Source organism: Acinetobacter sp. T_3_1 (assembly GCF_025377055.1).
GTDB lineage: Bacteria > Pseudomonadota > Gammaproteobacteria > Pseudomonadales > Moraxellaceae > Acinetobacter > Acinetobacter kookii.
Genome location: NZ_JACHVD010000003.1, coordinates 1 through 25,025, shown reverse-complemented (window position 1 = coordinate 25,025; position 25,025 = coordinate 1). Strand labels below are relative to the sequence as shown.

Annotated in this window: 20 protein-coding genes and 1 pseudogene; 11 read left to right on the top strand and 10 right to left on the bottom strand. The window is 44.7% G+C overall.

Translation table 11 applies throughout. The features are described 5' to 3' along the window. Positions 1 to 129: 129 nt before the first annotated feature. The 7 genes from cysG to rplU all read right to left on the bottom strand — a co-directional run bounded on the left by cysG (position 130) and on the right by rplU (position 7,166). Positions 130 to 1,503: a siroheme synthase CysG gene (gene cysG, locus H4I94_RS04945; RefSeq protein WP_261182020.1), complete on the bottom strand. Its 1,374-nt coding sequence runs from the start codon at positions 1,501 to 1,503 to the stop codon at positions 130 to 132. Positions 1,504 to 1,593: 90 nt separating this feature from the next. Next, positions 1,594 to 2,865, bottom strand: coding sequence for a serine--tRNA ligase (gene serS / locus H4I94_RS04940; protein WP_261182019.1), 1,272 nt, complete (start codon positions 2,863 to 2,865; stop codon positions 1,594 to 1,596). 119 nt (positions 2,866 to 2,984) lie between these two features. Further along, the gene (locus H4I94_RS04935) at positions 2,985 to 3,773 is read right to left on the bottom strand and encodes a DUF3298 domain-containing protein (protein WP_261182018.1); all 789 of its coding nucleotides are present in this window, start codon (positions 3,771 to 3,773) and stop codon (positions 2,985 to 2,987) included. Between the two features lie 132 nt (positions 3,774 to 3,905). Then, positions 3,906 to 5,390, bottom strand: a complete 1,485-nt coding sequence (locus H4I94_RS04930) for a carotenoid oxygenase family protein (RefSeq protein ID WP_261182016.1) — start codon at positions 5,388 to 5,390, stop codon at positions 3,906 to 3,908. A gap of 274 nt (positions 5,391 to 5,664) precedes the next feature. After that, positions 5,665 to 6,360, bottom strand: coding sequence for an outer membrane lipoprotein chaperone LolA (lolA, locus tag H4I94_RS04925; protein WP_092819747.1), 696 nt, complete (start codon positions 6,358 to 6,360; stop codon positions 5,665 to 5,667). Between the two features lie 218 nt (positions 6,361 to 6,578). Beyond that, positions 6,579 to 6,836 carry a 50S ribosomal protein L27 gene (rpmA, locus tag H4I94_RS04920; protein ID WP_092819748.1) on the bottom strand — a complete coding sequence of 86 codons (258 nt, stop codon included), beginning with the start codon at positions 6,834 to 6,836 and terminating at the stop codon, positions 6,579 to 6,581. 18 nt (positions 6,837 to 6,854) lie between these two features. Beyond that, positions 6,855 to 7,166 carry a 50S ribosomal protein L21 gene (rplU, locus tag H4I94_RS04915; RefSeq protein ID WP_086196864.1) on the bottom strand — a complete coding sequence of 104 codons (312 nt, stop codon included), beginning with the start codon at positions 7,164 to 7,166 and terminating at the stop codon, positions 6,855 to 6,857. A gap of 432 nt (positions 7,167 to 7,598) precedes the next feature. Here rplU and sdsA point away from each other — a divergent pair, with 432 nt between their 5' ends. The 8 genes from sdsA (at position 7,599) to H4I94_RS04875 (ending at position 18,269) form a co-directional block, all read left to right on the top strand. Then, entirely contained in the window at positions 7,599 to 8,576 is a 978-nt protein-coding gene (gene sdsA, locus H4I94_RS04910; RefSeq protein WP_261182014.1) for an All-trans-nonaprenyl-diphosphate synthase, read from the top strand. A 34-nt stretch (positions 8,577 to 8,610) separates the two neighbouring features. Then, positions 8,611 to 10,665: a site-specific recombinase gene (locus H4I94_RS04905; RefSeq protein WP_261182012.1), complete on the top strand. Its 2,055-nt coding sequence runs from the start codon at positions 8,611 to 8,613 to the stop codon at positions 10,663 to 10,665. Positions 10,666 to 10,812: 147 nt separating this feature from the next. Then, positions 10,813 to 11,418 carry a phosphatase PAP2 family protein gene (locus H4I94_RS04900; protein ID WP_261182011.1) on the top strand — a complete coding sequence of 202 codons (606 nt, stop codon included), beginning with the start codon at positions 10,813 to 10,815 and terminating at the stop codon, positions 11,416 to 11,418. 32 nt (positions 11,419 to 11,450) lie between these two features. After that, positions 11,451 to 12,719, top strand: a complete 1,269-nt coding sequence (locus H4I94_RS04895; protein ID WP_261182010.1) for an efflux RND transporter periplasmic adaptor subunit — start codon at positions 11,451 to 11,453, stop codon at positions 12,717 to 12,719. 12 nt (positions 12,720 to 12,731) lie between these two features. After that, a complete protein-coding gene (locus tag H4I94_RS04890; protein WP_261182009.1) occupies positions 12,732 to 15,914 on the top strand; it encodes an efflux RND transporter permease subunit in 3,183 nt (1,060 codons plus the stop codon). Beyond that, on the top strand, positions 15,914 to 17,371 hold the full coding sequence (gene adeK, locus H4I94_RS04885) for a multidrug efflux RND transporter AdeIJK outer membrane channel subunit AdeK (RefSeq protein WP_092819754.1): 1,458 nt from the start codon (positions 15,914 to 15,916) through the stop codon (positions 17,369 to 17,371). The genes H4I94_RS04890 and adeK overlap by 1 nt, the downstream gene beginning before the upstream one ends. Before the next feature lie 103 nt (positions 17,372 to 17,474). Beyond that, complete coding sequence (locus H4I94_RS04880) at positions 17,475 to 17,831, top strand: YbjQ family protein (RefSeq protein ID WP_092819859.1); 357 nt, start codon at positions 17,475 to 17,477, stop codon at positions 17,829 to 17,831. A gap of 3 nt (positions 17,832 to 17,834) precedes the next feature. After that, positions 17,835 to 18,269: a YbjQ family protein gene (locus H4I94_RS04875; RefSeq protein ID WP_261182007.1), complete on the top strand. Its 435-nt coding sequence runs from the start codon at positions 17,835 to 17,837 to the stop codon at positions 18,267 to 18,269. Positions 18,270 to 18,356: 87 nt separating this feature from the next. On the opposite strand, the gene H4I94_RS04870 is transcribed toward H4I94_RS04875, so the two are convergent. Next, complete coding sequence (locus tag H4I94_RS04870; RefSeq protein WP_261182006.1) at positions 18,357 to 19,163, bottom strand: SDR family oxidoreductase; 807 nt, start codon at positions 19,161 to 19,163, stop codon at positions 18,357 to 18,359. Between the two features lie 20 nt (positions 19,164 to 19,183). Beyond that, positions 19,184 to 19,870, bottom strand: a complete 687-nt coding sequence (locus H4I94_RS04865) for a hypothetical protein (RefSeq protein ID WP_261182005.1) — start codon at positions 19,868 to 19,870, stop codon at positions 19,184 to 19,186. Positions 19,871 to 20,054: 184 nt separating this feature from the next. On the opposite strand from H4I94_RS04865, the gene H4I94_RS04860 reads away from it, so the two are divergent. The 3 genes from H4I94_RS04860 to H4I94_RS04850 are packed head-to-tail and all read left to right on the top strand — an operon-like array spanning position 20,055 to position 24,824. Next, positions 20,055 to 22,949, top strand: coding sequence for a valine--tRNA ligase (locus tag H4I94_RS04860; protein ID WP_261182003.1), 2,895 nt, complete (start codon positions 20,055 to 20,057; stop codon positions 22,947 to 22,949). Between the two features lie 60 nt (positions 22,950 to 23,009). Next, positions 23,010 to 23,828 (top strand): hypothetical protein, encoded by an 819-nt coding sequence (locus H4I94_RS04855; RefSeq protein WP_261182002.1) that lies wholly within the window; start codon positions 23,010 to 23,012, stop codon positions 23,826 to 23,828. Between the two features lie 3 nt (positions 23,829 to 23,831). Next, positions 23,832 to 24,824: a 5'-nucleotidase gene (locus H4I94_RS04850; protein ID WP_261182000.1), complete on the top strand. Its 993-nt coding sequence runs from the start codon at positions 23,832 to 23,834 to the stop codon at positions 24,822 to 24,824. Positions 24,825 to 24,878: 54 nt separating this feature from the next. Here the strand turns inward: H4I94_RS04850 and H4I94_RS04845 are convergent. Then, positions 24,879 to 25,025 (bottom strand): annotated as a pseudogene (locus H4I94_RS04845) (transposase); the annotation flags it as partial.

Sequence of the window (25,025 nt, the reverse complement as noted above, 5' to 3'; positions counted from 1 at the left end):
AGGATTTCTTGGCCAAGTACCGCGTTCCGTTTGCAATTGAACAACAGCAAAAATTCGCTGCTTATCCTCTTTACTCAGGCACAGCCTTCGTCTTGCGCTCGGGCAACACGAAGTGTTGCTTATCCTCGCTCATGCCCACTGCAATTGTTCACGCAGTTTTACCACTTCACCAATAATGGTGAGCGTTGGCGCTTGAATCTGATGCTCCGTCACTTTCGATGCGATATCGGCTAAGGTTCCCACCACCACTTTCTGGTCAGGTGTAGTCCCTTTGGAAATCAGGGCAACCGGCATGTCTGGACGCTGGCCATGGGCAATCAGCTGGGCACAGATTTTTTCCAGCCCCACCAAGCCCATATACAATACTAGGGTCTGGTTTTCATACACCAGCTCATTCCATGGCAACTCTGGCGAGCCTTCCTTTAAATGCCCGGTCAAGAAGCGCACACTTTGAGCATAATCACGATGGGTTAAAGGAATACCGGCATAAGCGGAACAGCCCGAAGCTGCAGTAATTCCAGGTACCACCTGAAAAGCCACGCCTGCAGCAAACAGTTCCTGAATCTCTTCGCCACCACGGCCAAAAATAAACGGATCACCGCCTTTCAAACGGCAGACGCGCTTACCTTGAGCAGCGTATTCCACCAATAACGCATTAATGCCTTCTTGCGGCACACTATGATTGGAACGGGCTTTACCCACATAGACCTTTTCCGCATCACGGCGGCACAAGTCCATAATCGCAGGCGACACTAGACGGTCGTAAATAACAACATCTGCCTGTTGCATCAAACGCAATGCTTTTAAGGTCAACAGTTCAGGATCGCCTGGCCCCGCACCCACCAGATAGACTTCACCTTTCGGCGCTTTCCATTCCATTAAGGCTTGCTCAATCAAACGGTCGGCTTCAGCAAGATTGTCATTAAACACCTGTTCTTTGAGTGGACTGGCATATAAGTCTTCCCAAAAAATACGGCGTTCATCCGGATTTTCAATTTTGGCTTTGACCGCAGCTCGCCATTTACCTGAAAAATCGGCAAGTTTTCCCATGCCATGCGGAATGCTCGCTTCCAGCTGGGTACGGATTTGACGGGATAAAACTGGTGATTTGCCATTGGTGGCAATTGAAACCACTAAAGGAGAACGGTCGATAATGGCAGGCACCATAAAACGGCAATGCGGTAGATCATCGACACTATTCACCAGAATTTTTTCAGCTTCGCAAGCTTCAAAAACCTGAACATTGGTGGCTTTATCATTGGTTGCCGCAATCACCAGACGGTAATCACGCAACGGAATATCTGGACTAAAAGGCGCTTGGACATATTGCCCCTGGCTGGCACGAACAATCTCAACTAAATCATTTTCGATTTCAGGCGCAATCACATCAATGACTGCTCCTGCTTTTGCCAAAAGTACGGCCTTACGGTAAGCAATGCGCCCACCACCGACAATCAGACAAGGTTGCTGCTGCAACTTTAAAGAGATTGGAAAGATATCCACGAATGACCTCAATATTTTAAATCTGACTGTCTTAAGCAATTTTCATGCACAAAATTGTGCTATTCATAAATTTATTGATCAATCCGAAGATCAATCAATAAATTCCGCACCGCCCATATAAGGACGAAGCACTTCAGGAACCTCAATCGAACCGTCTGCACGTTGATAGTTTTCCATCACCGCAAGCAAGGTACGGCCAACAGCCAAACCTGAACCGTTCAGGGTATGCACAAATTCGGTTTTCTTCTGGTCAACACGGTAACGTGCTTTCATACGGCGGGCCTGGAAATCGCCCATGTTTGAACATGAAGAAATTTCACGATAGGTATTTTGGCTCGGTACCCAGACTTCAAGGTCATAGGTCTTGGTTGAACCAAAGCCCATATCGCCACCGCACAGGATGATTTTACGGTATGGCAGACCAAGTGCCTGCAAAATGCCTTCAGCATGCCCTGTCAGTTCTTCCAAAGCCTGCATCGAATCTTCAGGTTTTACAATTTGCACCATCTCGACTTTGTCGAACTGATGTTGACGAATCAGGCCACGGGTATCACGGCCATAGGAACCTGCTTCGCTGCGGAAACATGGCGTATGTGCGGCATATTTCAATGGCAAACGTTCAGGATCAATAATTTCGTCACGCACGAAATTGGTCACTGGCACTTCAGCGGTCGGAATCAGGTAATATTCTTTTTCACCCTGCAATTTGAACAAATCTTCTTCAAATTTAGGCAATTGACCTGTACCGCGTAAAGAGTCTGCATTGACCAGATAAGGCACATAAGCTTCGGTATAACCATTTTTCAGGGTATGGGTGTCCAGCATGAACTGGGTCAGCGCACGCTGTAAACGCGCCAATGGGCCTTTCAGAACACTGAAACGTGTACCGGTCAATTTGGTTGCAGTTTCAAACTCCAAACCGCCCATCCATTCACCCAGGTCAGTATGATCCTTGATTTCAAAATCGAATTGACGCGGAGTGCCCCATTTTAAAATTTCAACGTTGTCGTCTTCATCTTTACCCTCAGGTACAGATTCATGCGGCATGTTTGGAATGCTTAAAGACTTGGTTTCAATTTCAGTTTGCAATTCTGCAAGAGAAACTTCCGCTGCTTTAATTTCATCACCAATGGCAGCCATACGTGCCATGATTTCAGATGCATCACCACCAGATTTTTTAATTTGGCCAACTTGTTTTGCACCCGAATTACGCTCTGCTTGCAAAGCTTCAGTTTTCGATTGAAGCTCTTTACGGCGAGCTTCAAGGGAAGCCCACTCTTCGACATTAAGCTGTACACCACGTTTTGCCAAGGCTAAATTTACAGCCTCAATATTATTTCTGATTAATTTCGGGTCGATCATAGCCAATCTTTTACAAAGAAAAAAACTGGCTATAGTGTAAGCGCTAAACACTAAAAAAGACAGTGATCGAGCGGACAGCTGTGGCTTATTAGAGCAAATTTACCCGAATTAAGTTGAAATTAGGACGATGGATACTTGGGTAAACCTGGCAGATATTCCGCTTTAATCAGTTTAGTGAGTGCCGAATAAGGCAAGGTCAGCTCGGTCATGCCTTCTGCATAGGAAGCCAGCTCATACAAGGGATAGACAAAGACAATGCCATTGGCACCATAGTAAAAATTATCACTTAATTTCAGTTTTTCCCTGTCGATACTGTGCTGCTCCAGCCAGATGCTGTTTGAATCATACAAAGTATTCAACAATTGCTGCTCTGTGCCTTTAACCATAATATCTTGCAGTGCCAGACGCTTTTTGTTTTTCAAATCGAAATTGACAAATTCCTGATGATACATGCCATGCGCAGCACCGGATGAATAGGTATAGGTCTGAATGGCAAAGGTTGCCCGATCATACTGCTGACTGACAAAACGGATATAGGTCGAGCTTTGACTTAGATTAGGATTCGCGCCTTCGGCAGTATTGATCTTTTGATTGGGTGCTGTAGAAAATGCAATCGGATCGGCTTTTTTCACCCGATCGAGAAAATAGTCATCTACCCATTTCAGATTGGTTTTTACCGTTTGAATCTCATACTGGGTACAACCTTCCGCATCACACGCTTCCGGTTTGCTCAGTTTCACAGGAACAACCTTGGCTTGAATTAATGGAATTGCCTGAACGTTTTCCTGTTTTGCAGTACTTGCCTGTTCCGTTTTCGGGGCTGGTCGCTCCTGACAACCCGTGATGACGAGTGCTGCCAAAGAAACAGGAAGTGCCCATAGCCATTGTTTATTCGTGCGTGTTTCCATTTTATTTTTACAACCTGAGACCCTTAGAATGCTTCTGCACTATACAAAGCCAAGTGACTGAATAAAATTTAAAATATGTATCTTTAAGCATGTTTAGCCGAATAATGAAGCATTCGTATAAAAATGCCTGCTTTAAGACAGGTCCACCCAATTGCCATGAAAGCCCAGGGGCACATGTACACCCAGGATGATTTCGGCTTGAGGCTGAACATTGAGTCCTTGCGCTTTCAGAATCACCACTTTGGAAGATTCTTTATGGATATTATGCACATAAGATAACAGATAGCCCTCACCTTCAACCGCTTCAACTGATTCAGGAATAAACACCACTTCTCCCGTTACCCATTGCTCTCCAAATTCATGAGTGGTTTTTTCCAGAGTATGCATATCATGACAAAGCAAATGATTGGCTTGGGTCATGATCGAGGGATCAAAACTGACACTATAAATATAACGCTGCTTTTCACCCATATAGCGCTCATCGATTCTTGGAAACTCCTGCGCCTGTTCATCAATCACCTTGCGATCTACCATTTTCTGCTGCAGGTCAATCTGCCATCTTTCCAGTCGTGTATTTTGCTGTTCAAAGGGGCCCTGATAGGATTTTTTAAACATGCTTTGATGTACCACGACATCCAGCACAATCTGCTGTTGCTCATTTCGGTAAACATTTGCGGCATGGAAAATAAAACAAGGTTCTACAGGAATCCACTGCACTTCATCGACACATCCATATTTAGGCAAAATGCCAATTCGTGCCTTATGCTTTTCATTCCATTCATAAGGCAAAGGATTCCCCTTCATGAGTTGCTTGAAAGAGAACGTGACCGGTAAATCAAAAATTAAGACATCCTGTTCAGTAATGGCACAGTCATGAATCATGGGACCATGCTGCACAGGAATTTTAGCCCAATGCACTAAATGCCCCTGCTCATCAATCACTTCATAATAGGCATGTTTCATATCCAGCGCATCATAGCAAACTGCATGCAAATGCCCGGTATGCTTGTCTTTATGTGGATGAGCAGTAAAAGGCAGGTCTGCATCGGTATTAAAAAGGCGGTGTTCTTTTGTGTTCAGCTCCAGATCTAGACGTGCCGGCAGCGCACCTGCCTCAACACTCGCCCAGATTTGACTGGCATGATAAAAAGCGTTGGTATTGACCACATCCCCTGGACCTCGGCGAAAACCGGCTTTAACAGGCTGGTGCTTTTGCTTTTGAATGGAATCCGTTTCGATATACCGGCTCTTAAACCACACCGCTTGACCCTGTTCAATTTTTAAAGCATGCAGCATTCCGTCACCGCTAAACCAGTGATAGGCTGCTTGATGTTCAATATGAACCGGATTTGGCCCTATTCTTAACAATAGTCCAGTCAACTGCTGTGGAATTTCACCAATCACCTGAAGTTCGCGCGTTTCGACCTCATCCACAGGACCAAATATTCCATGCAGATAAGGATTTTTCGCCTTGTTTTGAGCCGTCTTTTTCGATCTTCGTTGTAGCCAGCTAAGCCCCAGCCCCATAGCTTTTTGACGATAACCATTAAATCTGGATTTTAGTTTGCTGAAATGCGGATAATCTACCGATGAAGCAGCTTTACTGATATTTTCCACTTTTTTAATTCTCCTGAGTTTTTGCCTTTTTAATTTTTCTTTATTTTAGGCAAGGCTGATCTTGCGTATGTTTATACTCAACCCTGGTTACTAAATTCTTATCTTTAAGCATTATGGATTGTAATGTCTAGGGCCGGGCTTGAACATCATTTTGCATGGCCGTACTTTTTCAGCCAAGCATCCCTGACTTTTAGCAAAATCTCCAATAAAAAAGCAGCCACGCAGGGCTGCTCTTAATTGATAAAAACTTAATTAAATATTATAAATCAATATATTATTGATCAATAATATCGGTACCTTTTGGTGGTGTGAAATTAAAGGTTGAAGAAGCAATCGATGGATTCACTTTCACATTATTGAAGCGCACATAGGTGGTTTGCCCCAATGAGTCCTGCAGAATCATCAAACTTGGTGCTTTATTTGCGCCAAAACTGATGGTCAGGCTTTGGAATGCACTGTCTTTCACTTTAGGATACAAGGTGTAATAAGTCTTGCCTTTATCTGGTTGAGTCACCCGATAAGACTTCATAATCTGGCTGGTATTGCCCGACAATAACAATGCCGGTGTATTTGCTACCTGTTCATCCAGACTTTGACGGACGGCTTGCTGTAAATCGGGATCATAAATCCAGACGGTTTTACCGGAAGTGACAATGGTCTGTTTGGCTGGACTGGTGGTTTCCCAGAAGAACTTGCCAGGACGCGCCACCTTCATCACCCCTTTAAAGGTCTGGTTCATGTGTTGTCCGGTCAAGCCTTTTTTCTGCGGGGCTTTACCCGAAGTTGCCTTGGTGGTTTGTTCAAAATTAGCGGATAAGGTCCGGATATTGCTTAACTGTTTGACCAGATTGTTCGTTGCTTGCTGCTCCGATGCTGCTACAGGTGCAGCAAAAACAGTTGTACTCATTACCGGTGCAAGCGTTGCAGCACCCAAGGTCATCGCACACAGGGTTTTACGAAGCATTTTCATATCATCACCTTTTTTATTTGCGGTATCGCAATTTGTTCAATGCGTCCATCTTAAACCAATTTTTCTTTCTAATAATTGAGAAAATAAGAAGTTTTGTATTGTTATTAATAGCCAATGTAGCCATTTCTACATCATGATGGAGAACCGGGATTGTTTTTGAGGGATTTACAGCCATAAAAAAACCCACATTAAATGTGGGTTTTTCGTACCATTAAAACTTATGCAGTTTCAACAGATACGTAGCGACGGCCAAATTGACCTTTCACTTCGAATTTGATCACGCCGTCAGCGGTAGCAAATAAAGTATGGTCACGGCCCATACCTACGTTTGCACCAGCGTGGAATTCTGTACCACGTTGACGAACGATAATGTTACCTGCAGTCACAGCTTGACCACCGTACATTTTAACGCCTAGCATTTTAGGGTTTGAGTCACGACCGTTACGTGTCGATCCACCAGCCTTTTTAGTAGCCATGTTTCATAATCCTCGTAATTAGCCTGAAATAGCAGTAATTTTCAACTCGGTAAACCATTGACGGTGACCTTGTTGTTTACGGTAATGTTTACGACGACGCATTTTAACAATACGGATTTTGTCGTGACGACCGTGGCTAACTACTTCAGCAGTTACTGTCGCACCAGCAACAACTGGAGCACCAATTTGAATGCTTTCGCCGTTTACAAGCATCAATACGTCATCAAACGTAATCGTTGTACCAGTTTCAGCTTTCAATAATTCTACTTTAAGGGTTTCACCCTCAACCACACGGTGTTGTTTACCACCGCTTTGGATTACTGCGTACATAATGTACTCCAAATATGCCCGTGTCGTCGTGCCGATAAAGGAATATATCGATCTTAAAACGAACGCCACTGGGGGGGATATATAAGGGCAAACATATTAAGTGATAATAAATCAAACAACAAGCCATTTCAGCGTTTTTTTGCACTTTGTCCGCAGTTTATTTTATAAACAATCAAGGCGCATTAAAAAAATGCTCTTTAGCGATGTAGAGCTGACATTTTGTAAATGTAATAGATTTTTAAAATCAATTCGCTAATATAAAATACCCAACGCCAGTTTCATCACACATCTGGCTGGATAATAATAATTCGACTAAATTTAAAACCATTTGCCTAATCAGGATTTAAACAACTATATTAAGATCTTCGCTTTATCTGAGTTATAGTTGTTACACTATAATAAGCAATTCAATTTTTAGAGGTTTCTCTTCATATGGCCATCGACTTTAAGCAAGACATTCTCGCTCCTGTTGCTTCAGACTTTGCTGCGATGGACACATTTATCAATGAAGGGATTACTTCAAAAGTTGCCTTGGTCATGGCGGTCAGTAAACACGTGGTTGAAGCGGGCGGCAAACGCATGCGCCCGATTATGTGCCTATTGGCGGCAAAAGCCTGTGGCGCGACCGATATCGAACGTCAGCGTAAACTGGCAGCCATTATTGAAATGCTGCATACCGCAACCCTGGTGCATGATGATGTAGTGGATGAGTCAGGCTTGCGCCGCGGTCGCCCTACAGCGAATGCCACCTGGAATAACCAGACTGCGGTTTTGGTCGGCGATTTCCTGATTTCCCGTGCTTTCGATTTGCTGGTCGACCTGAACGATATGACCCTGCTGAAAGACTTTTCTACCGGTACCTGTGAAATTGCCGAAGGTGAAGTATTGCAACTGCAAGCCCAGCATCAGCCAGAAACCACTGAAAAGACTTATCTCGACATTATTCACGGTAAAACCTCGCGCCTATTTGAGTTGGCCACTGAAGGCGCTGCCATTTTATCGGGCACACCCCAATACCGTGAACCCTTGCGCGTCTTTGCCGGTCACTTTGGCAATGCTTTCCAGATTATTGATGATATTTTAGACTATACTTCCGATGCGGAAACATTAGGTAAAAATATTGGTGATGATTTAATGGAAGGCAAACCGACTTTGCCCTTAATCTCTGCCTTGCAAAAAACCACCGATGAAGAACATGAAATTGTTCGTCGTAGTATTGCCACTGGCGGTCTTAACCAGCTAGAACGGGTGATCGAGATTGTACAAAGCTGTGGTGCGCTGGATTATTGCCGCCAACGTGCCACTGAAGAAACCCAGTTTGCACTCAACGCATTAGATGCACTTCCGGAGAGTGAATATCGCCAGGCATTGATTAATTTGGCCCAACTTGCCCTTAACCGGATTCAATAACGGGATTTGAAAAATATAGTTTTACCCCTCGCCTATGCATATAAATTTTAATGATCTATTTTTAAAAATGCAGGAGCAGCTTGAATCCAGTCAGGCTGTTCTTGATGACTCACTGCTGATCGAGCTGGTGAGCCGTATTCGACCAAATGACTCTACCAATCTCGACGAAATCAACAGCAAATTTCACGCTTTCATACAAGCGCTGCTGCTTACGCCCCATGCAGTCATTACATTTCAGAATTTTATCCTGAAACTCATTAACCAGTACAAGCAAACCAGTTTATATGCCGATACCGGCATTTTGTCTCTGGATGGTTTCTGGAATCAGCTTGCTCAGCGGCTGGGTGCGCATTTTCTTCCCCTGATTAATGATCAAAGCCAGCTGCAAGATTTAGTACGGCGTGTTTTTTATCAGCGCAGTGACAAATACTGGCTGGATAGTATTGCCGATGCAGACTGGCAAAAACTCTTTTCTCTGATCAATCAGGGTCACAGCAATCAGCAAGACAAGCTTAAAATTAAGAGCGAGCTGATTAAGGCCATTACCGTTTTGTCTTACCGGATTAGTGGCATTGGGCTTTATCCGGAATTTATTAACGCCCATCCGGAACTCACCGAATATGAATCGCCTTTCCTGGTACAAAACCGGGAAATCAATGAATTTATCCAGCATTACAAGGCACTGCATCAAAACACCGACCCGATGGCCTTAATTGCTGCTCCCGACGCTTCTCAAGCTTTGGTCATGATTGAGCAATGTCGGGATGTGGTGTTAAAAATTCGTCGCGCCACCAAAAGAATTGGCGTGAGTTTAAGCCTGACCTATCTGCTGTCATTACTGGAACAATGTCTGGACCGTATTGAACTGTTGCTTAATCTGATTATGGATGAAGACCAGCTGCGCTATGAATCTTTAGGCTTATTGCTGGTCGATATCACCCATGCCATTTATAGCGAGCGCAGTGTCCGGTCACTTTTAGCCGCCAATAGCGAACTGATTGCGTTACAGGTCACCGAGAATGCCAGCAAAACCGGTGAACATTATGTCAGTACCGACAAGCAAGGTTTCTGGTCGATGTATAAATCGGCTGCGGGTGCCGGTGTCATTATTGCCACCATGGCCACCCTAAAAATATTGGCTGCGCGACTGGCCATGGCACCCATCATGCAGGCCCTGGTGTTTAGCATGAATTATTCGTTCGGTTTTATGCTGATTCATGTCTTGCATTTTACCGTTGCTACCAAACAGCCCGCCATGACTGCCGCGGCGCTTGCAGCAACAGTACAACAGACCAAAGGCTCTAAAACCGCACAGATTGCTGAACTTGCCGCACTGATCATTAATATTATCCGCACCCAGTTCATTGCCATTCTGGGCAATATTTCCATTGCCATTCCAACCGCAGCGTTAATTACGCTGCTCTGGCAGTACGGCATGGATGAGCCGCTTTTAACGCATGCCAAGGCCAGCAACACTTTACATTCCCTCAATCCATTTACCTCGCTGGCCATTCCGCATGCAGCGATTGCCGGGGTGTGCCTATTCTTTTCCGGACTGATTGCCGGTTATTTTGACAACATGGCGGTGTACCGTAAGGTGGGTCCACGTTTACAGGCCCATGCAAACTTAAAACAGTTATTGGGGCAAGAACGCCTGAATAAATTTGCCGCCTATATCGAACGGAATTTAGGTGCTTTGGCCGGGAACTTCCTGTTCGGGATCATGCTCGGCAGTATGGGCACCATCGGTTTTATTTTAGGATTGCCTCTGGATATTCGCCACATTGCCTTCGCTTCAGCCAACTTTATTCAGGGTCTGATCTGTATTAATGGCAGTCCTGAAATTGGCCTGATTATTGTTTCATTTTTAGGGGTATTGTTAATTGGTTTGACCAACCTGTTTGTGAGTTTTAGCCTGACCATCATTGTGGCCTTGCGGGCCCGCCGGGTTCGCTTTGAACAATGGAAGCCGTTGGCCAAACTGGTACTCACCCACTTCCTGACCCGACCAAGCGACTTTTTCTGGCCACCCAAAACCCCATTAGAAGTAGAGGAATTTTCAACACCACAAAAATCGGCAATGAAGTAATTTGCTGTTTTTGTTTTACTTCGTGTTAAAAAATCGGTAAAAAGAAAAGCATAATTTACACATACTTGAAATAAAGTGTACTGATGAGTACACTTTAACCATTCATTAGTCACGCTTCAATCGGCTAAGATAACCAAGGTTCCATACATGCCTTATCTGTTGCTTGGTGTAGGATTTTTTTTATTTATTTTCAGCATATTAATGCTGGTTATGCCATCCTTGCATCACTTTGACTGGGTGATGGTTGAATGGCTGAGCCAGCATCGTAGCGTGCCTCTAAATAGAATATTCATCATGCTTTCGACTATAGGCGGTATGCCATTTGTGTTATTTTTAACCACAATCTGGTGTTTACATCAGGCATGGTATAAAAAATTTACAAATGTTGTTTTCATTGGCATAGGACTATTCGGAAGTACTGCCACGGTTTGGCTGCTTAAATATGTAATTTCAAGACCTCGCCCACCTGAAATGTATCATCTGGTCGAAAGCTATGGTGCTGCATTTCCCAGTGCACATAGCATTTATGCCGCAACTTTGGGTTGTCTTGCAATTTATCTCAGTCAAAAACATCCACAGCACATACTGGTTTGCATCTGTGCTTTTATGTGGCTGTCTGTTATGGGAATTTCCAGAGTCTATCTGGGCGTGCATTTCCCCTCTGATGTCTTGGCGGGTTGGAGCGTAAGTTTTATTTGGATCACACTACTTTATCTGCTGTATGCCAAATTGAGTAGAGAGAAAATAAATTAGTTTTTAGAGAAGAATCTAATCGAGGTGGAACAATGATGTCTGCAAAGCTATGGGCACCCGCCCTTACCGCTTGCGCATTAGCAACAAGTATTGCACTTGTTGGTTGTAGCAAAGATCCTAAGGATGCGCAGCAAGCTGCAGCAGCCCAAAAAATGCCACCGGCTGAAGTCGGTGTCATTGTTGCTCAACCACAAAGCGTCGAGCAATCGGTAGAACTTTCTGGCCGCATGACGGCATTTGAAATTTCTGAAGTCCGTCCACAAACCAGTGGCGTCATTCTTAAACGTCTGTTCACTGAAGGCAGTTATGTGCGTCAAGGACAAGCGCTGTATGAAATTGACTCGCGAACCAACCGTGAAACTGTTGCCAGTGCACGTGCTGCGCTCAACCGTCAGCAGGCCAACTTAAGCCTATTACGCGTGAAAGAAGGACGTTACCGTCAACTTGTCGGCACCAATGCCATTTCAAAACAAGAATATGATGATATTGCTGCACAAGTAAAACTGGCTGAAGCGGATGTCGCGGCAACCCAGGCTGAACTTAAAAATGCAGAAATCAACCTCGGTTACTCTACTGTTCGTTCACCTATTTCAGGCCAGACCAACCGTTCAAGCGTCACTGTAGGTGCTCTGGTTACAGCAAGCCAGGCAGAACCTTTGGTGACGGTGCAACGCCTGGACCCAATCTATGTCGACATTAACCAGTCGAGTGCCGAGCTGCTGCGTTTACGTCAACAGTTGAGTCAAGGTGATTTGGGCAGCAGCAACAATACGAAAGTGAAGCTTAAGCTTGAAGATGGTAGCTATTACCCGGTTGAAGGCCGTCTTGCATTCTCCGATGCCAGCGTGAATCCGGAAACTGGTACCGTGACTTTGCGTGCTGTGTTCCAGAACCCGAACCATTTATTGCTTCCTGGCATGTACGCAACTGCCCAAATCGTGCAAGGTGTGATTCCGAATGCCATGCTGATTCCTCAGGCAGCGATTACCCGTACCCCAACAGGTCAGGCGATTGCCATGATCGTGAATGCCAAAGGTGTGGTTGAAACACGTCCGGTAGAAACGGCTGGCGTGCAAGGCAAAGACTGGATTGTGACTAAAGGCTTGCAAACGGGTGAAAAAGTGATTGTGGATGGTATTGCCAAGGTGAAAGAAGGTGCAACTGTGGTTGCCAAACCTTACCAGCCTCAAGCTGCTATGCCTCAGGGTGCAGGCCAGCCTGCAGCAGATGCAAATAAAGCAGGCCAACCTGCCGCTCAAGCCCAACCTAAAACTGAACAAAAAGCTACTTCAAATGCATAAGGGGTAGACTGAATGGCTCACTTTTTTATTCATCGCCCGATTTTTGCCTGGGTGATTGCATTGGTGATTATGCTGGCGGGTATTTTGACCCTCAGCAAAATGCCGATTGCACAATATCCGACCATTGCACCGCCAACGGTAACCGTTGCTGCAACCTATCCGGGTGCATCTGCTGAAACTGTAGAAAATACAGTGACCCAGATTATTGAACAGCAAATGAATGGCCTGGACGGCTTACGCTATATTTCTTCAAATAGTGCCGGTAACGGTCAGGCTTCCATTGCCTTGAACTTTGAACAAGGGGTCGATCCCGATATCGCTCAGGTTCAGGTGCAAAACAAATTGCAGTCCGCAACAGCTCTTTTGCCTGAAGATGTACAGCGTCAAGGCCTCAAGGTGACCAAATCGGGTGCCAGCTTCCTGCAAGTTTTGGCATTCTATTCACCGAATGGTTCAATGACTGACGCCGACATTAAAGACTACGTCAACTCCAATATTTCTGAACCGCTGAGCCGTGTGGCTGGTGTGGGTGAAGTACAGGTGTTTGGTGGTTCTTATGCCATGCGTATCTGGCTGGACCCTGCGAAACTCAGCAGTTATCAGCTGACCCCAAGTGATGTGGTGGCTGCCCTGCGTACTCAAAACGCTCAGGTTGCCGTAGGTCAATTGGGTGGTGCGCCTGCTGTTCAAGGCCAGGTACTGAATGCCACTGTAAATGCGCAAAGCCTGTTACAAACACCTGAACAGTTCCGTGCCATTTTCCTGAAAAATGCCGGTTCGGGTGCAAAAGTCACCATTGGCGATGTGGCTAAAGTTGAATTAGGTTCTGACAACTATCAGTTCACCTCTAAATTCAACGGCAAACCTGCTGGTGGTGTCGCAATTAAACTGGCGACCGGTGCAAACGCGCTCGACACGGCAACAGCTGTTGAAGAACGCCTGCAACAACTGCGCAAAAACTATCCAGCTGATCTGAAAGACCAGTTGGCGTTTGATACCACTCCGTTTATCAAACTCTCAATTGAAAGTGTGGTTCACACCTTGATTGAAGCGGTCGTGCTGGTATTCCTGGTGATGTTCCTGTTCTTGCAGAACTGGCGTGCCACCCTGATTCCAACCATGGCCGTGCCTGTGGTGGTGTTGGGTACTTTTGCCATCATCAACCTGTTTGGCTTCTCGATTAACACGCTCACCATGTTTGCCATGGTACTGGCCATTGGTCTGCTGGTGGATGATGCGATTGTTGTGGTCGAAAACGTGGAACGTGTCATGCAGGAAGAACACCTCGATCCGGTTACCGCGACTGAAAAGTCAATGCAACAGATTTCGGGTGCCCTAGTCGGCATTACCACCGTATTGACTGCAGTATTCGTACCCATGGCATTCTTTAGCGGGACGACCGGGGTCATTTACCGCCAGTTCTCGATCACGCTTGTCACCGCGATGATTTTATCCCTGGCGATTGCCCTGACCTTTACCCCTGCCCTTTGTGCAACCTTGCTCAAACAGCATGATAAAGACAAACCGGAAAGCAATGGTGTGTTCGCGCGCTTCTTCCGCTGGTTTAACCATAGCTTTGACCGCATGTCAGGCGGTTACCAGAAGTGGGTTGGCAAACTGCTGATTCATAAAGTGATTGCCGGCGTTATTTATGCTGTGGTGATTGCGGGTCTATTGTTCATGTTCAAGAACCTGCCTAGCTCATTCCTGCCGAATGAAGACCAGGGTGTGGTGATGACACTGGTTCAATTGCCACCGAACGCCACACTGGACCGTACCGAGAAAGTTATTGATCAAATGACTGGCTTCTTTATGGAAGGTGAAAAAGCCAATGTCGATTCTGTATTCAGCGTTGCGGGCTTCTCTTTCACAGGTGTCGGTCAGAATGCCGGTCTAGCCTTCATTAAGTTAAAAGACTGGAGCGAACGGACCTCCCCTGAATCTCAAATCGGCGCCATCATCCAGCGTGGTATGGCCCTGAACGTGATTGCCAAAGATGCCTCTTACGTGATGCCGTTGCAGCTTCCTGCAATGCCGGAACTGGGTGTTTCTGCGGGCTTTAACTTGCAGTTGAAAGATGCTGCCGGTAATGGTCACGAAAAACTGATTACTGCCCGTAACATGATTCTGGGTATGGCGGCGCAAGACAAGCGTCTGGCCGGTGTACGTCCAAATGGCCAGGAAGATACGCCGCAATACAAGGTTTATGTCGATAACGAAAAAGCCAGCGCCATGGGCGTCAGCATTTCTGAAATCAACAGCACCATGAGTATTGCCTGGGGCGGTTCATACATTAATGACTTTATTGACCGCGGTCGCGTGAAAAAAGTCTATGTTCAGGCCGTACCTGATGCGCGTATGATGCCGGAAGACTTGAACAAATGGTATGTACGTAACAATCTGGGACAAATGGTGCCGTTCTCTGCCTTTGCCACAGGTGAATGGACCTATGGTTCGCCACGTCTTGAACGTTATAACGGTATTTCATCGGTCAACATTCAGGGTACCCCTGCACCGGGCGTCAGCTCTGGTGATGCAATGCTCGCCATGGAAGAAATCATTGCCAAACTGCCACAAATGGGCATGAGCGGTTTTGACTATGAATGGACAGGTTTATCTTTAGAAGAACGTGAAGCAGGTTCGCAAACTGCGGGTCTATACGGACTTTCGATGTTAATCGTGTTCCTGTGTCTGGCTGCCTTGTATGAAAGCTGGTCTATTCCATTCTCGGTACTGCTGGTGATTCCTTTGGGTATTGTGGGTGCAATTGGCTTAACGTTCCTCGGCATGATTGTGCTGAAAGATCCAAACTTGTCGAATAACATTTACTTCCAGGTTGCAATTATTGCGGTCATTGGTTTGGCCGCGAAGAATGCGATCCTGATTGTCGAATTCGCCAAGGAGCTGCAGGAAGATAAAGGCGAACCTTTACTTGAAGCCACACTTCATGCAGCGAAAATGCGTTTACGTCCAATCATTATGACCACCCTTGCCTTCGGTTTTGGTGTACTTCCGCTTGCCATTGCTTCAGGCGCAGGCGCAGGTAGCCAACACTCGGTCGGTTATGGTGTACTGGGTGGTGTAATCAGTTCAACCTTATTGGGTATCTTCTTTATTCCTGTGTTCTATGTCTGGATTCGAAGTATCTTTAAATACAAACCTAAAAACCGAAATAATCAGGAGCAAGCATCGTGATGCAAAAGGTATGGTCTATTACAGGTCGTAGCATTGCGGTATCTGCACTTGCGCTTGCTTTGACTGCATGTCAAAGCATGCGTGGCCCAGAGCCCGTAGCTCAAGCAAATATTCCAGAACAGGGTTATTTAACCGCAAGTTCCGGACCTTCAATTGCTGAACAAGGTTATAAAGACTTTTTTGCCGATCCACGCTTGCTTCAAGTGCTGGATCTGGCATTGGCCAATAACCGTGATTTGCGTACTTCGACCTTGAACATTCAGCGTGCGCAGCAACAGTATCAGATTACCCAGAACAACCAGCTTCCAACCATTGGTGCCAGCGGCAGTGTACTTCGTCAAGACACGCTCAACAGCAATGCCATGACCAGCTACAATGTCGGTCTGGGTGTGACGGCCTATGAGCTGGACTTTTGGGGCCGTGTACGCAGCCTAAAAGATAATGCTCTAGATACGTATTTAGCGACTGCAAGTGCGCGTGATGCGACTCAAATTGCATTAATTGGCCAGGTTGCTCAAGCCTGGTTGAATTATTCGTTTGCCAATGCAAATTTAAAACTTGCCGAGCAAACGCTGAAAGCCCAGCTTGAGTCTTATAACCTCAACAAGAAACGTTTCGATGTCGGTATCGACAGTGAAGTTCCTGTTCGTCAGGCACAGATTTCTGTCGAAACGGCCCGTAACGATGTTGCCAATTACAAGACCCAGATTGCCCAGGCTCAGAACCTGCTGAACCTGCTTGTCGGTCAACCAGTTCCTGTGAATCTGCTGCCTGCGCAACGTATCACACGTATTACCAGCAGCAGTGCTTTAACTGCAGGCTTACCAAGTGACCTGTTAAATAACCGTCCCGACATTCGTGCTGCGGAATATAAATTGTCTGCGGCGGGTGCCAATATTGGTGCAGCTAAAGCACGCCTGTTCCCGACCATCAGTTTGACCGGCAACGCAGGCTATGCATCGACCAGCTTGAGCGACCTGTTTAAATCGGGTGGATTTGTCTGGTCGATTGGCCCGAGTATCGACCTGCCAATCTTCGATTGGGGTACACGTAAGGCCAACATCAAGATTTCAGAAACAGACCAGCAAATTGCCTTGTCTGACTATGAAAAATCCATTCAGTCCGCTTTCCGCGAAGTGAATGATGCCCTGGCCGTGCGTCAAAATATTGGTGACCGTCTGGCCGCGCAGCGCCGTCTGGTAGATGCAACCAATACTACTTACCGACTGTCGAATGCCCGCTTCCGTGCCGGTATTGACAGCTACCTGACGGTACTGGATGCACAACGTGCCTCATATGCAGCCGAACAGGGTTTATTGTTGCTTGAACAGGCCAACATGAACAATCAGGTTGAACTGTATAAAACCCTCGGTGGTGGCCTGAAAGCCAATACCGGTGATGCGGTTCAACAGGCACCTTCTAGTGCTGAACGCAAAGCGGCAAACAGCGCTCAATAAATCTGGATTCATAAAAAAGCCTGCGCCATGCAGGCTTTTTTATTGCTTTTTTAAACATGATTTTCTATCTTCAATAAATCCTATTTCATTTGAATATCAAAACATGCTGCTGAGTAATTTAGAAACCGTTCCGGGTCATACTATTAGCCGACAAATTGATGTGGTCTATGGCAGCACTGTGCGCAGTAAACATGTGGGTCGTGACCTGCTTGCAGGCTTAAAAAACATTGTCGGTGGTGAACTGACCGCTTATACCGAGCTGCTGGAAGAGTCGCGTCAGGAAGCCATGAACCGCATGATTGAGAAAGCAAAAGCTATGGGTGCCAATGCCGTGGTTGGCATCCGTTTTTCAACCTCGAATATTGCCCAAGGTGCATCTGAGCTATTTGTATATGGCACCGCAGTTGTGGTGGAGCCAAACCTTCCCAAACTTCCCGACCCATTTCAGGCGCAGGTTTAAGCGATGGATGGCTTGATTCTCCAGATCGTTGTTTTTGCCATTTTATTTGTAATAGGTTTTGGTTTCGGCAGATACAATGAACGCAAGCACCTGGATTCACTGGCGGAAAATGAACAGCGCCTGGCTTATATCACCCTGGATAATAGCCGCTTTAAAACGTCTTCCCAGCCAGGACAAATGATCAGTAGCAATGTGGTCATCTCGCATGATTACTTTAAATATGTCATTGCCAATATCCAGAACTTTTTGGGTGGCCGCTTAACCAGTTATGAAAGCATAGTTGAACGTGCCCGCCGTGAAGCGATTGTCCGCTTAAAGCTGGAAGCGGAAAAAATGGGCGCAACCCGGATTATGGGCTTACGTCTCAGTACTACAGAGCTGGGCATGCAAGGCGGGATGGTAGAAGTGTTTGCATATGGGACTGCAGTTCAGGGTTAAGTAAATTAAATAAGGTTTGAATTTCCTTAAATCCCCTTTTTGCAAAGGGGGACTTTAAAGCTTCCTTTAAAAAGGAGGGAGCTTTAATTATTTCACTTTAGCCTTACGGATCATTTTATACAGCGTGCTTGGCGATAAGCGCGACATCCAGACACCCAGTTTTTCTTTGGTTCCCCCGACCACAATGTATTCTTCACCGTTCAGCAGCGCACTCACCACTGTTTTGGCAAACACTTCTGGCTCTAAACCATTTTCAATCGCTTCATCCTGATGTCCTTGCGGTTTACCGGCACCATCTAAGGCATTGAAAGACACGTTGGTTTTGACAAAGCCCGGGAAAATCACCGAAACATCAACCCCGTCCTGTGCCACTTCGGCCCGCAAACTGTTGGCCCACATATGAATGGCCGCTTTTGCTGCTGAATATGAAGCACGGTACTGAGTGCCCAGCAAGCCTGCCACGCTGGAAACAAAGACAATACGACCGGACTTTTGTTTTAGAAATGTCGGCAAAACCGTTTTGGTCAGAAACACCTGCGAGAAATAATCCACTTCCATAATGGCACGTTCGGTTTGCATGGTGGTGTCGGCAATTAAGGCACGCTGGCTTAAACCGGCATTGTTGATTAGCCAGTCAATCCGCCCTTTCTGGTTTAGCACCTGTTCATAGGCATGGCGAACCTGATTTTCATTGCTAATATCGGCACTGACACAAATATGCCGGTCAGGATTGGTCAAGCTTAAACGGACTTTTTCCAGTTCATCTACACGGCGTGCGGTCAGTACCACCTGCGCCCCCTGTAAAGCACACTCTTGAGCAAGTGCCTTGCCTAAACCTGAAGATGCACCGGTAATCCATACCACTTTATTGCTTAAACTGCCCTGCTGCGCCATGTTGTCGTTCCTGTTTTGAATTAGGTTTCAGAATGGTGTGGTCTGTCATTTTTAGGCTCCTGGTTCAAAAACATCAGAAAATGATCAAGGTAACGATGCGTCTCTTGTGCATCGTAATAAGCACCCAGTTTTTCCAGACGTTTATAGCCCATTTGTGTGGTCAAACTAATGACACCGTTTAAGGTTTTATCAACCACCAAATTGAATTTCAACATTTTTTTAGGTTCACGCACCAAATAGGTCACACCTTGATCGACCATTTCGGTAAACGCTTTCAAGGCAGGCGAAACATATTGGCTATTGCCACTCTTGACTTGTTCCACACAACCTAACAGTTCCACCACCAGCACATGGTCAACCCGATAGGAAATATAGTGCTGATCATTTTTTTCATGTGCCATTTCAATCAAATAATTGACCATCGGAATGAGGCGGTCATTGCCAAAAAATGACACGGACCACGGCATATACTTACGTACTGTATCTAAAATCTGCTGCACCACCTTGTCTGACTCCCTGTCACCCGAGGTAGATAAACGCGAAATTTCGCCAAAAACCTGATCAACAATTTCACAGGAAATATCTGCCAGCACTTCACCCAGCGGTTTCGCCAGGCTTTCGGTTTTACCTTCATTCAGCTGCTGGTGAATCTGGCGGAATCTGTGGTGGGTGTCTGCTTTTAATTTTAAAGAAATCAAGTAACTCATAATCATTATCTCCTTTTAGAATTGTTCTGCGATCATCTGCGCTGTTTTTATCATACTCTCATCATAGAACCGAATTGTGTATGTGCCAAATGCTTATTTTTTGCATTTTCTTTAGCTGCCTCATCTGTGTTTTTTTTTGCTACAATAGATGCAATTTTTTATTCACTTTTGATCTGTTCGAACTATGACTGATTCAGCGCAAAATATTGCTACAACCTACGATCCGACCGAGATCGAGAAAAAATGGTACCAAACGTGGGAAGAGCGTGGTTACTTTAAGCCGTCTGAAAAAGGCGAGTCTTTCTGTATCATGATTCCGCCGCCAAACGTCACTGGTAGCTTGCACATGGGTCATGGTTTTAACAATGCCATCATGGATGCCTTGACGCGTTACAACCGTATGTCTGGCAAAAATACGCTTTGGCAACCGGGTACGGACCACGCCGGTATTGCAACGCAAATGGTGGTAGAGCGTCAGCTGGGTGCAGAAGGTATTAGCCGTCATGACCTGGGTCGTGAAAAGTTCATCGAAAAAGTCTGGGAATGGAAAGAACAGTCTGGCGGTAACATTACCCGTCAAATCCGTCGTTTGGGTTCTTCTGTAGACTGGTCACGTGAACGCTTCACCATGGATGAAGGTCTATCTAACGCAGTAAAAGAAGTGTTCGTGAAACTGCATGAAGAAGGCCTCATCTACCGTGGCAAACGCCTGGTGAACTGGGACCCTAAACTGCAAACGGCGCTTTCTGACCTGGAAGTTGAGTCTGATAAAGAAGAACAAGGTTCACTGTGGCACTTCAAATATTTCTTTGAAGATAAATCACTTCGCACGCACGATGGTAAAGATTACATCGTGGTTGCAACCACGCGTCCTGAAACCTTATTAGGTGATACAGCAGTTGCCGTTGCGCTGGATGATGAACGCTATGCTCACTTGGTAGGTCAAAACATCATCCTGCCAATTACAGGTCGTGCGGTTCCTATCGTTAAAGATGAATATGTCGACAAAGAATTCGGTACCGGCTGTGTAAAAATTACCCCTGCGCATGACTTCAATGACTATGAAGTCGGTAAACGCTGCGAATTGCCAATCATCAACATCTTCAACAAAAATGCTGAAGTGTTGGCTGAGTTTGAATACATCGCGAAAGCGGGCGAGCAAATTTCTAAAACCATTCCTGCCCCTGCAGACTACATTGGTTTAGAGCGTTTTGAAGCACGTAAAAAGTTAGTCGAACAAGCAGAAGCTGAAGGCTGGTTAGACCAAATTCAACCATACACCTTGAAACCACCTCGCGGTGACCGTTCAGGTGTCATCGTTGAACCGTTATTGACGGATCAATGGTATGTAAAAATTGCACCGCTTGCGAAACCTGCGATTGAAGCGGTTCAAGACGGTCGTATCAAGTTTGTGCCTGAGCAGTACAGCAACATGTACATGGCGTGGATGAATAATATTCAAGACTGGTGTATCTCGCGTCAATTGTGGTGGGGTCACCGTATCCCTGCTTGGTACGATGCAGAAGGTAATGTTTACGTGGGTCGTAACGAAGAAGAAGTTCGTGCGAAAAACGGTATTGCCCCTGAAGTTGAATTGAACCAAGACGAAGACGTATTGGATACATGGTTCTCTTCTGGTCTTTGGACATTCTCAACTTTAGGTTGGACAGGTGACGAAGCGAAAGACAAAGAAAACTATTTCTTAAATACTTTCCACCCGACTGATGTATTGGTGACAGGTTTTGACATCATCTTCTTCTGGGTTGCTCGTATGATCATGCTTACGATGCACTTCATGAAAAATGAAGATGGCACGCCACAAGTACCATTCAAAACTGTGTATGTACACGGTTTGGTACGTGATGGCGAAGGTCAGAAGATGTCTAAATCTAAGGGTAACGTGCTTGACCCATTAGATTTGATTGACGGTGTTGATCTTGAAACTTTAGTACAAAAACGTACCACAGGTTTGATGAATCCGAAACAAGCAGCGAAGATTGAAAAATCAACCCGTAAAGAATTCCCTGAAGGGATTCAATCTTACGGTACAGATGCGGTTCGTTTCACATTCTGTGCGCTTGCGAACACAGGTCGTGACATTAAGTTCGACATGAAACGTGTTGAAGGCTACCGTAACTTTGCCAACAAAATCTGGAACGCAACCCGTTTCGTGATGATGAATGTCGAAGGTCAAACGATTGGTTCAGAAGCACGTCAAGACCTTTGGGAATTGCCTGAACAATGGATCGTGAGCCGTCTACAAAAAGCGGAACAAGCGGTGCAAACAGCATTTGCAACCTACCGTTTAGACTTGGCTGCGCAAGCGATTTACGAGTTCATCTGGAATGAATACTGTGACTGGTATGTGGAATTAACCAAACCGGTTCTGAACGATGAAAATGTGTCTGAAGAGCGTAAAGCAGAAGTGCGTCGTGTTCTTCTTGCGGTAATGGAAGCATCTTTACGTTTAGCGCATCCGTTAATGCCATATTTGACAGAAGAAATCTGGCAAACGCTTGCGCCGAAGTTAAACATTTCGGGCGAAACCATTATGTTGGCTCAGTACCCTGTTGCTGACCAAGCGCTTATCAATGAACAGGCTGAAGCGGATATGCAATGGCTGCAAGGTTTGATTGGTGCAGTACGTAACATTCGTGGTGAGATGGGCTTAGGTAATGCACGTTTGTTACCTGTTCTTCTGCAAAACACGACGGATGCTGAAAAAGCGCAAATCGCACGTATTGAACCGTTGTTCAAAGCCTTGGCAAAAGTTGAAAACATTACCTTCTTGGCTGATGGCGAACAACCACCATTGTCTTCTTCTTCTGTCGTGGGTCACGTATCTGTATTCGTTCCAATGAAGGGCTTAATTGACCCGAAAGCGGAATTGGGTCGTCTACAAAAAGACTTAGACAAGGTTCAAAAGCAGCACGACCAAATTGCAACTAAACTTTCTAACGAAGGTTTTGTGGCGAAAGCACCTGCTGCTGTGGTTGAAGGCGAGAAAGTAAAACTTGCTGAGTTTGCTGACCAGTTAGCGAAGATTAAAGCGAATATGGAGCAGATTGCGGCGCTTTAATGTGTTGTTAATTCAACCAATTTTGTGTATAAAGGGCTGATTATTCAGCCCTTTATATTTATGCAAAAAAGTTTTTCTTCACTCCTCCGCAAAAGCATTGAATCTGAATCAATCTTGCAAAATAGATTTCAAAATAAAGAACTCTCTGAACAAGAGCGTCGTTTCAAGCGTATCTATGAAGTTGCAATTGAAACTAGAAATTTTGAAATAACTCAATTAGTACACCGCAATAATTTTTTCATGATATTTCAAGGAGTATTAATAGCTTGTATCATTAACTCCAATAATACTGTTCCTTTGATACACACCTTAATATGTTTAGTTGGTATAGGTATTTCCTTTTATCAAATGCAAGCTGCATCAGGTGCTAAATTTTGGCAAGAATACTGGGAAATAGAAGTTAATAAATCAGAAAAAAAATTAAAGTTATTTTATGAAAATCAGGGTAAGGAATTTCATCAACTTTTTGATAAAAAAACAGAAATAGTTCAAAAAGAAGTGTATGAAAAATTACACATCAAACAAATTAATAAATTCAGCTTATTTTGCTCAAAATACTATTCTACAAACCCATATAAATTCTTCCGAACTTATAACCCTTTTACTTTTACTAGAAATCGTATTCTCACAAAACCATCAGTGAGTAAAATTCCTATTCAAGTTGGAAGATTTTTACTATGTATTTGGCTTATAACTTTATTTACGACTACTAAATGGGGTGCCAATAGTTATGAGTACTTAAAAAATACAGGTATCATTAATGGTTTACCAGGAAAATCAATAACTAACATTGATATCAGAAATCAAGCTATTCCAAACAGGCAAGATGGTTTCGATGATCCCGATGACATAAAGAAATTAAACATTCAGGATAAGTAAATTATGAGCGGATATGATTTAGAACACAAACTTGTTATAGGTTTAGCTTCAAGTGCTTTATTTGACTTAGAAGATTCAGATGCAGTTTATAGAACTCAGGGCGAGTTAGCGTATCGAGAATACCAACGTGAACATGAAAATACTCTTTTAGATCCAGGTGTAGCGTTCCCATTTATTCAACGTTTACTTAGTTTAAATAGTATTTTCCCAAAAGATAAGCCATTTGTAGAAGTCATTTTGCTTTCTCGAAATGATCCTAACACGGGTTTACGTGTTATGAATTCAATAGAACACTATGGATTAGGTATTAAAAGAGCTATCTTCTTACAAGGTCGTACACCTTATAAGTATATTGATGCTTTAAATATTAGTTTATTCCTTTCAGCAAATGAAACAGATGTGAATCAAGCGATTACAGCAGGCTATCCCGCTGGTCTAATTTTGAAAGGACAAATATTTGATGTAGCACATGATGAAGAACTTCGTATTGCTTTCGACTTTGATGGAGTTATTGCTGATGATTCATCAGAACAAGTCTACAAAGAAAGTGGTCTTGGCGCATTTATTGAAAATGAGAAAAATCTTGCAGACCAACCTGCTAACGAAGGCCCACTTCATAAACTTTTGAAAGAACTTTCTACTTTACAAAAAGCAGAACTAAAATATCAGTCCGAAAATTTAGATTATAAAAGTCGTTTACGAATTTCTATTGTTACTGCTCGCAATGCACCTGCTCATAAACGTGTAATTAATTCTTTACGCTCATGGGGAATAGAAACAGTTAATGAAGCCTTTTTCTTAGGTGGAATCGAAAAACGTAAAGTTCTAGAAATTTTGCAACCTCACATATTCTTTGACGATCAAGTTACTCACCTTGAAAGAACCGCTGAAAGTATTGCTTCTGTACATATTCCATTTGGAATAGCTAATAAAAAAACTGAGGCTACTCAATCCACAACATCTGAAGATATTACTGAACAAGCTACTCAAGCGTAGCTAATTATCCCTCACCCCAGCCCTCTCCCAGAGGGCATAGGTATCTACACATCTTTAGGTACCTAATGCAATGGTTGCGATTTCATTCAGTTCATCTATTGAATATTCTGAGAGCAGTTGAAGGGTGCTCAGTAAAATGGAAAGTCCTGCCAATATGGCAGGCGCACTTTCTATCTTGCCTCTTTTCTGCTGTCTGCCTGA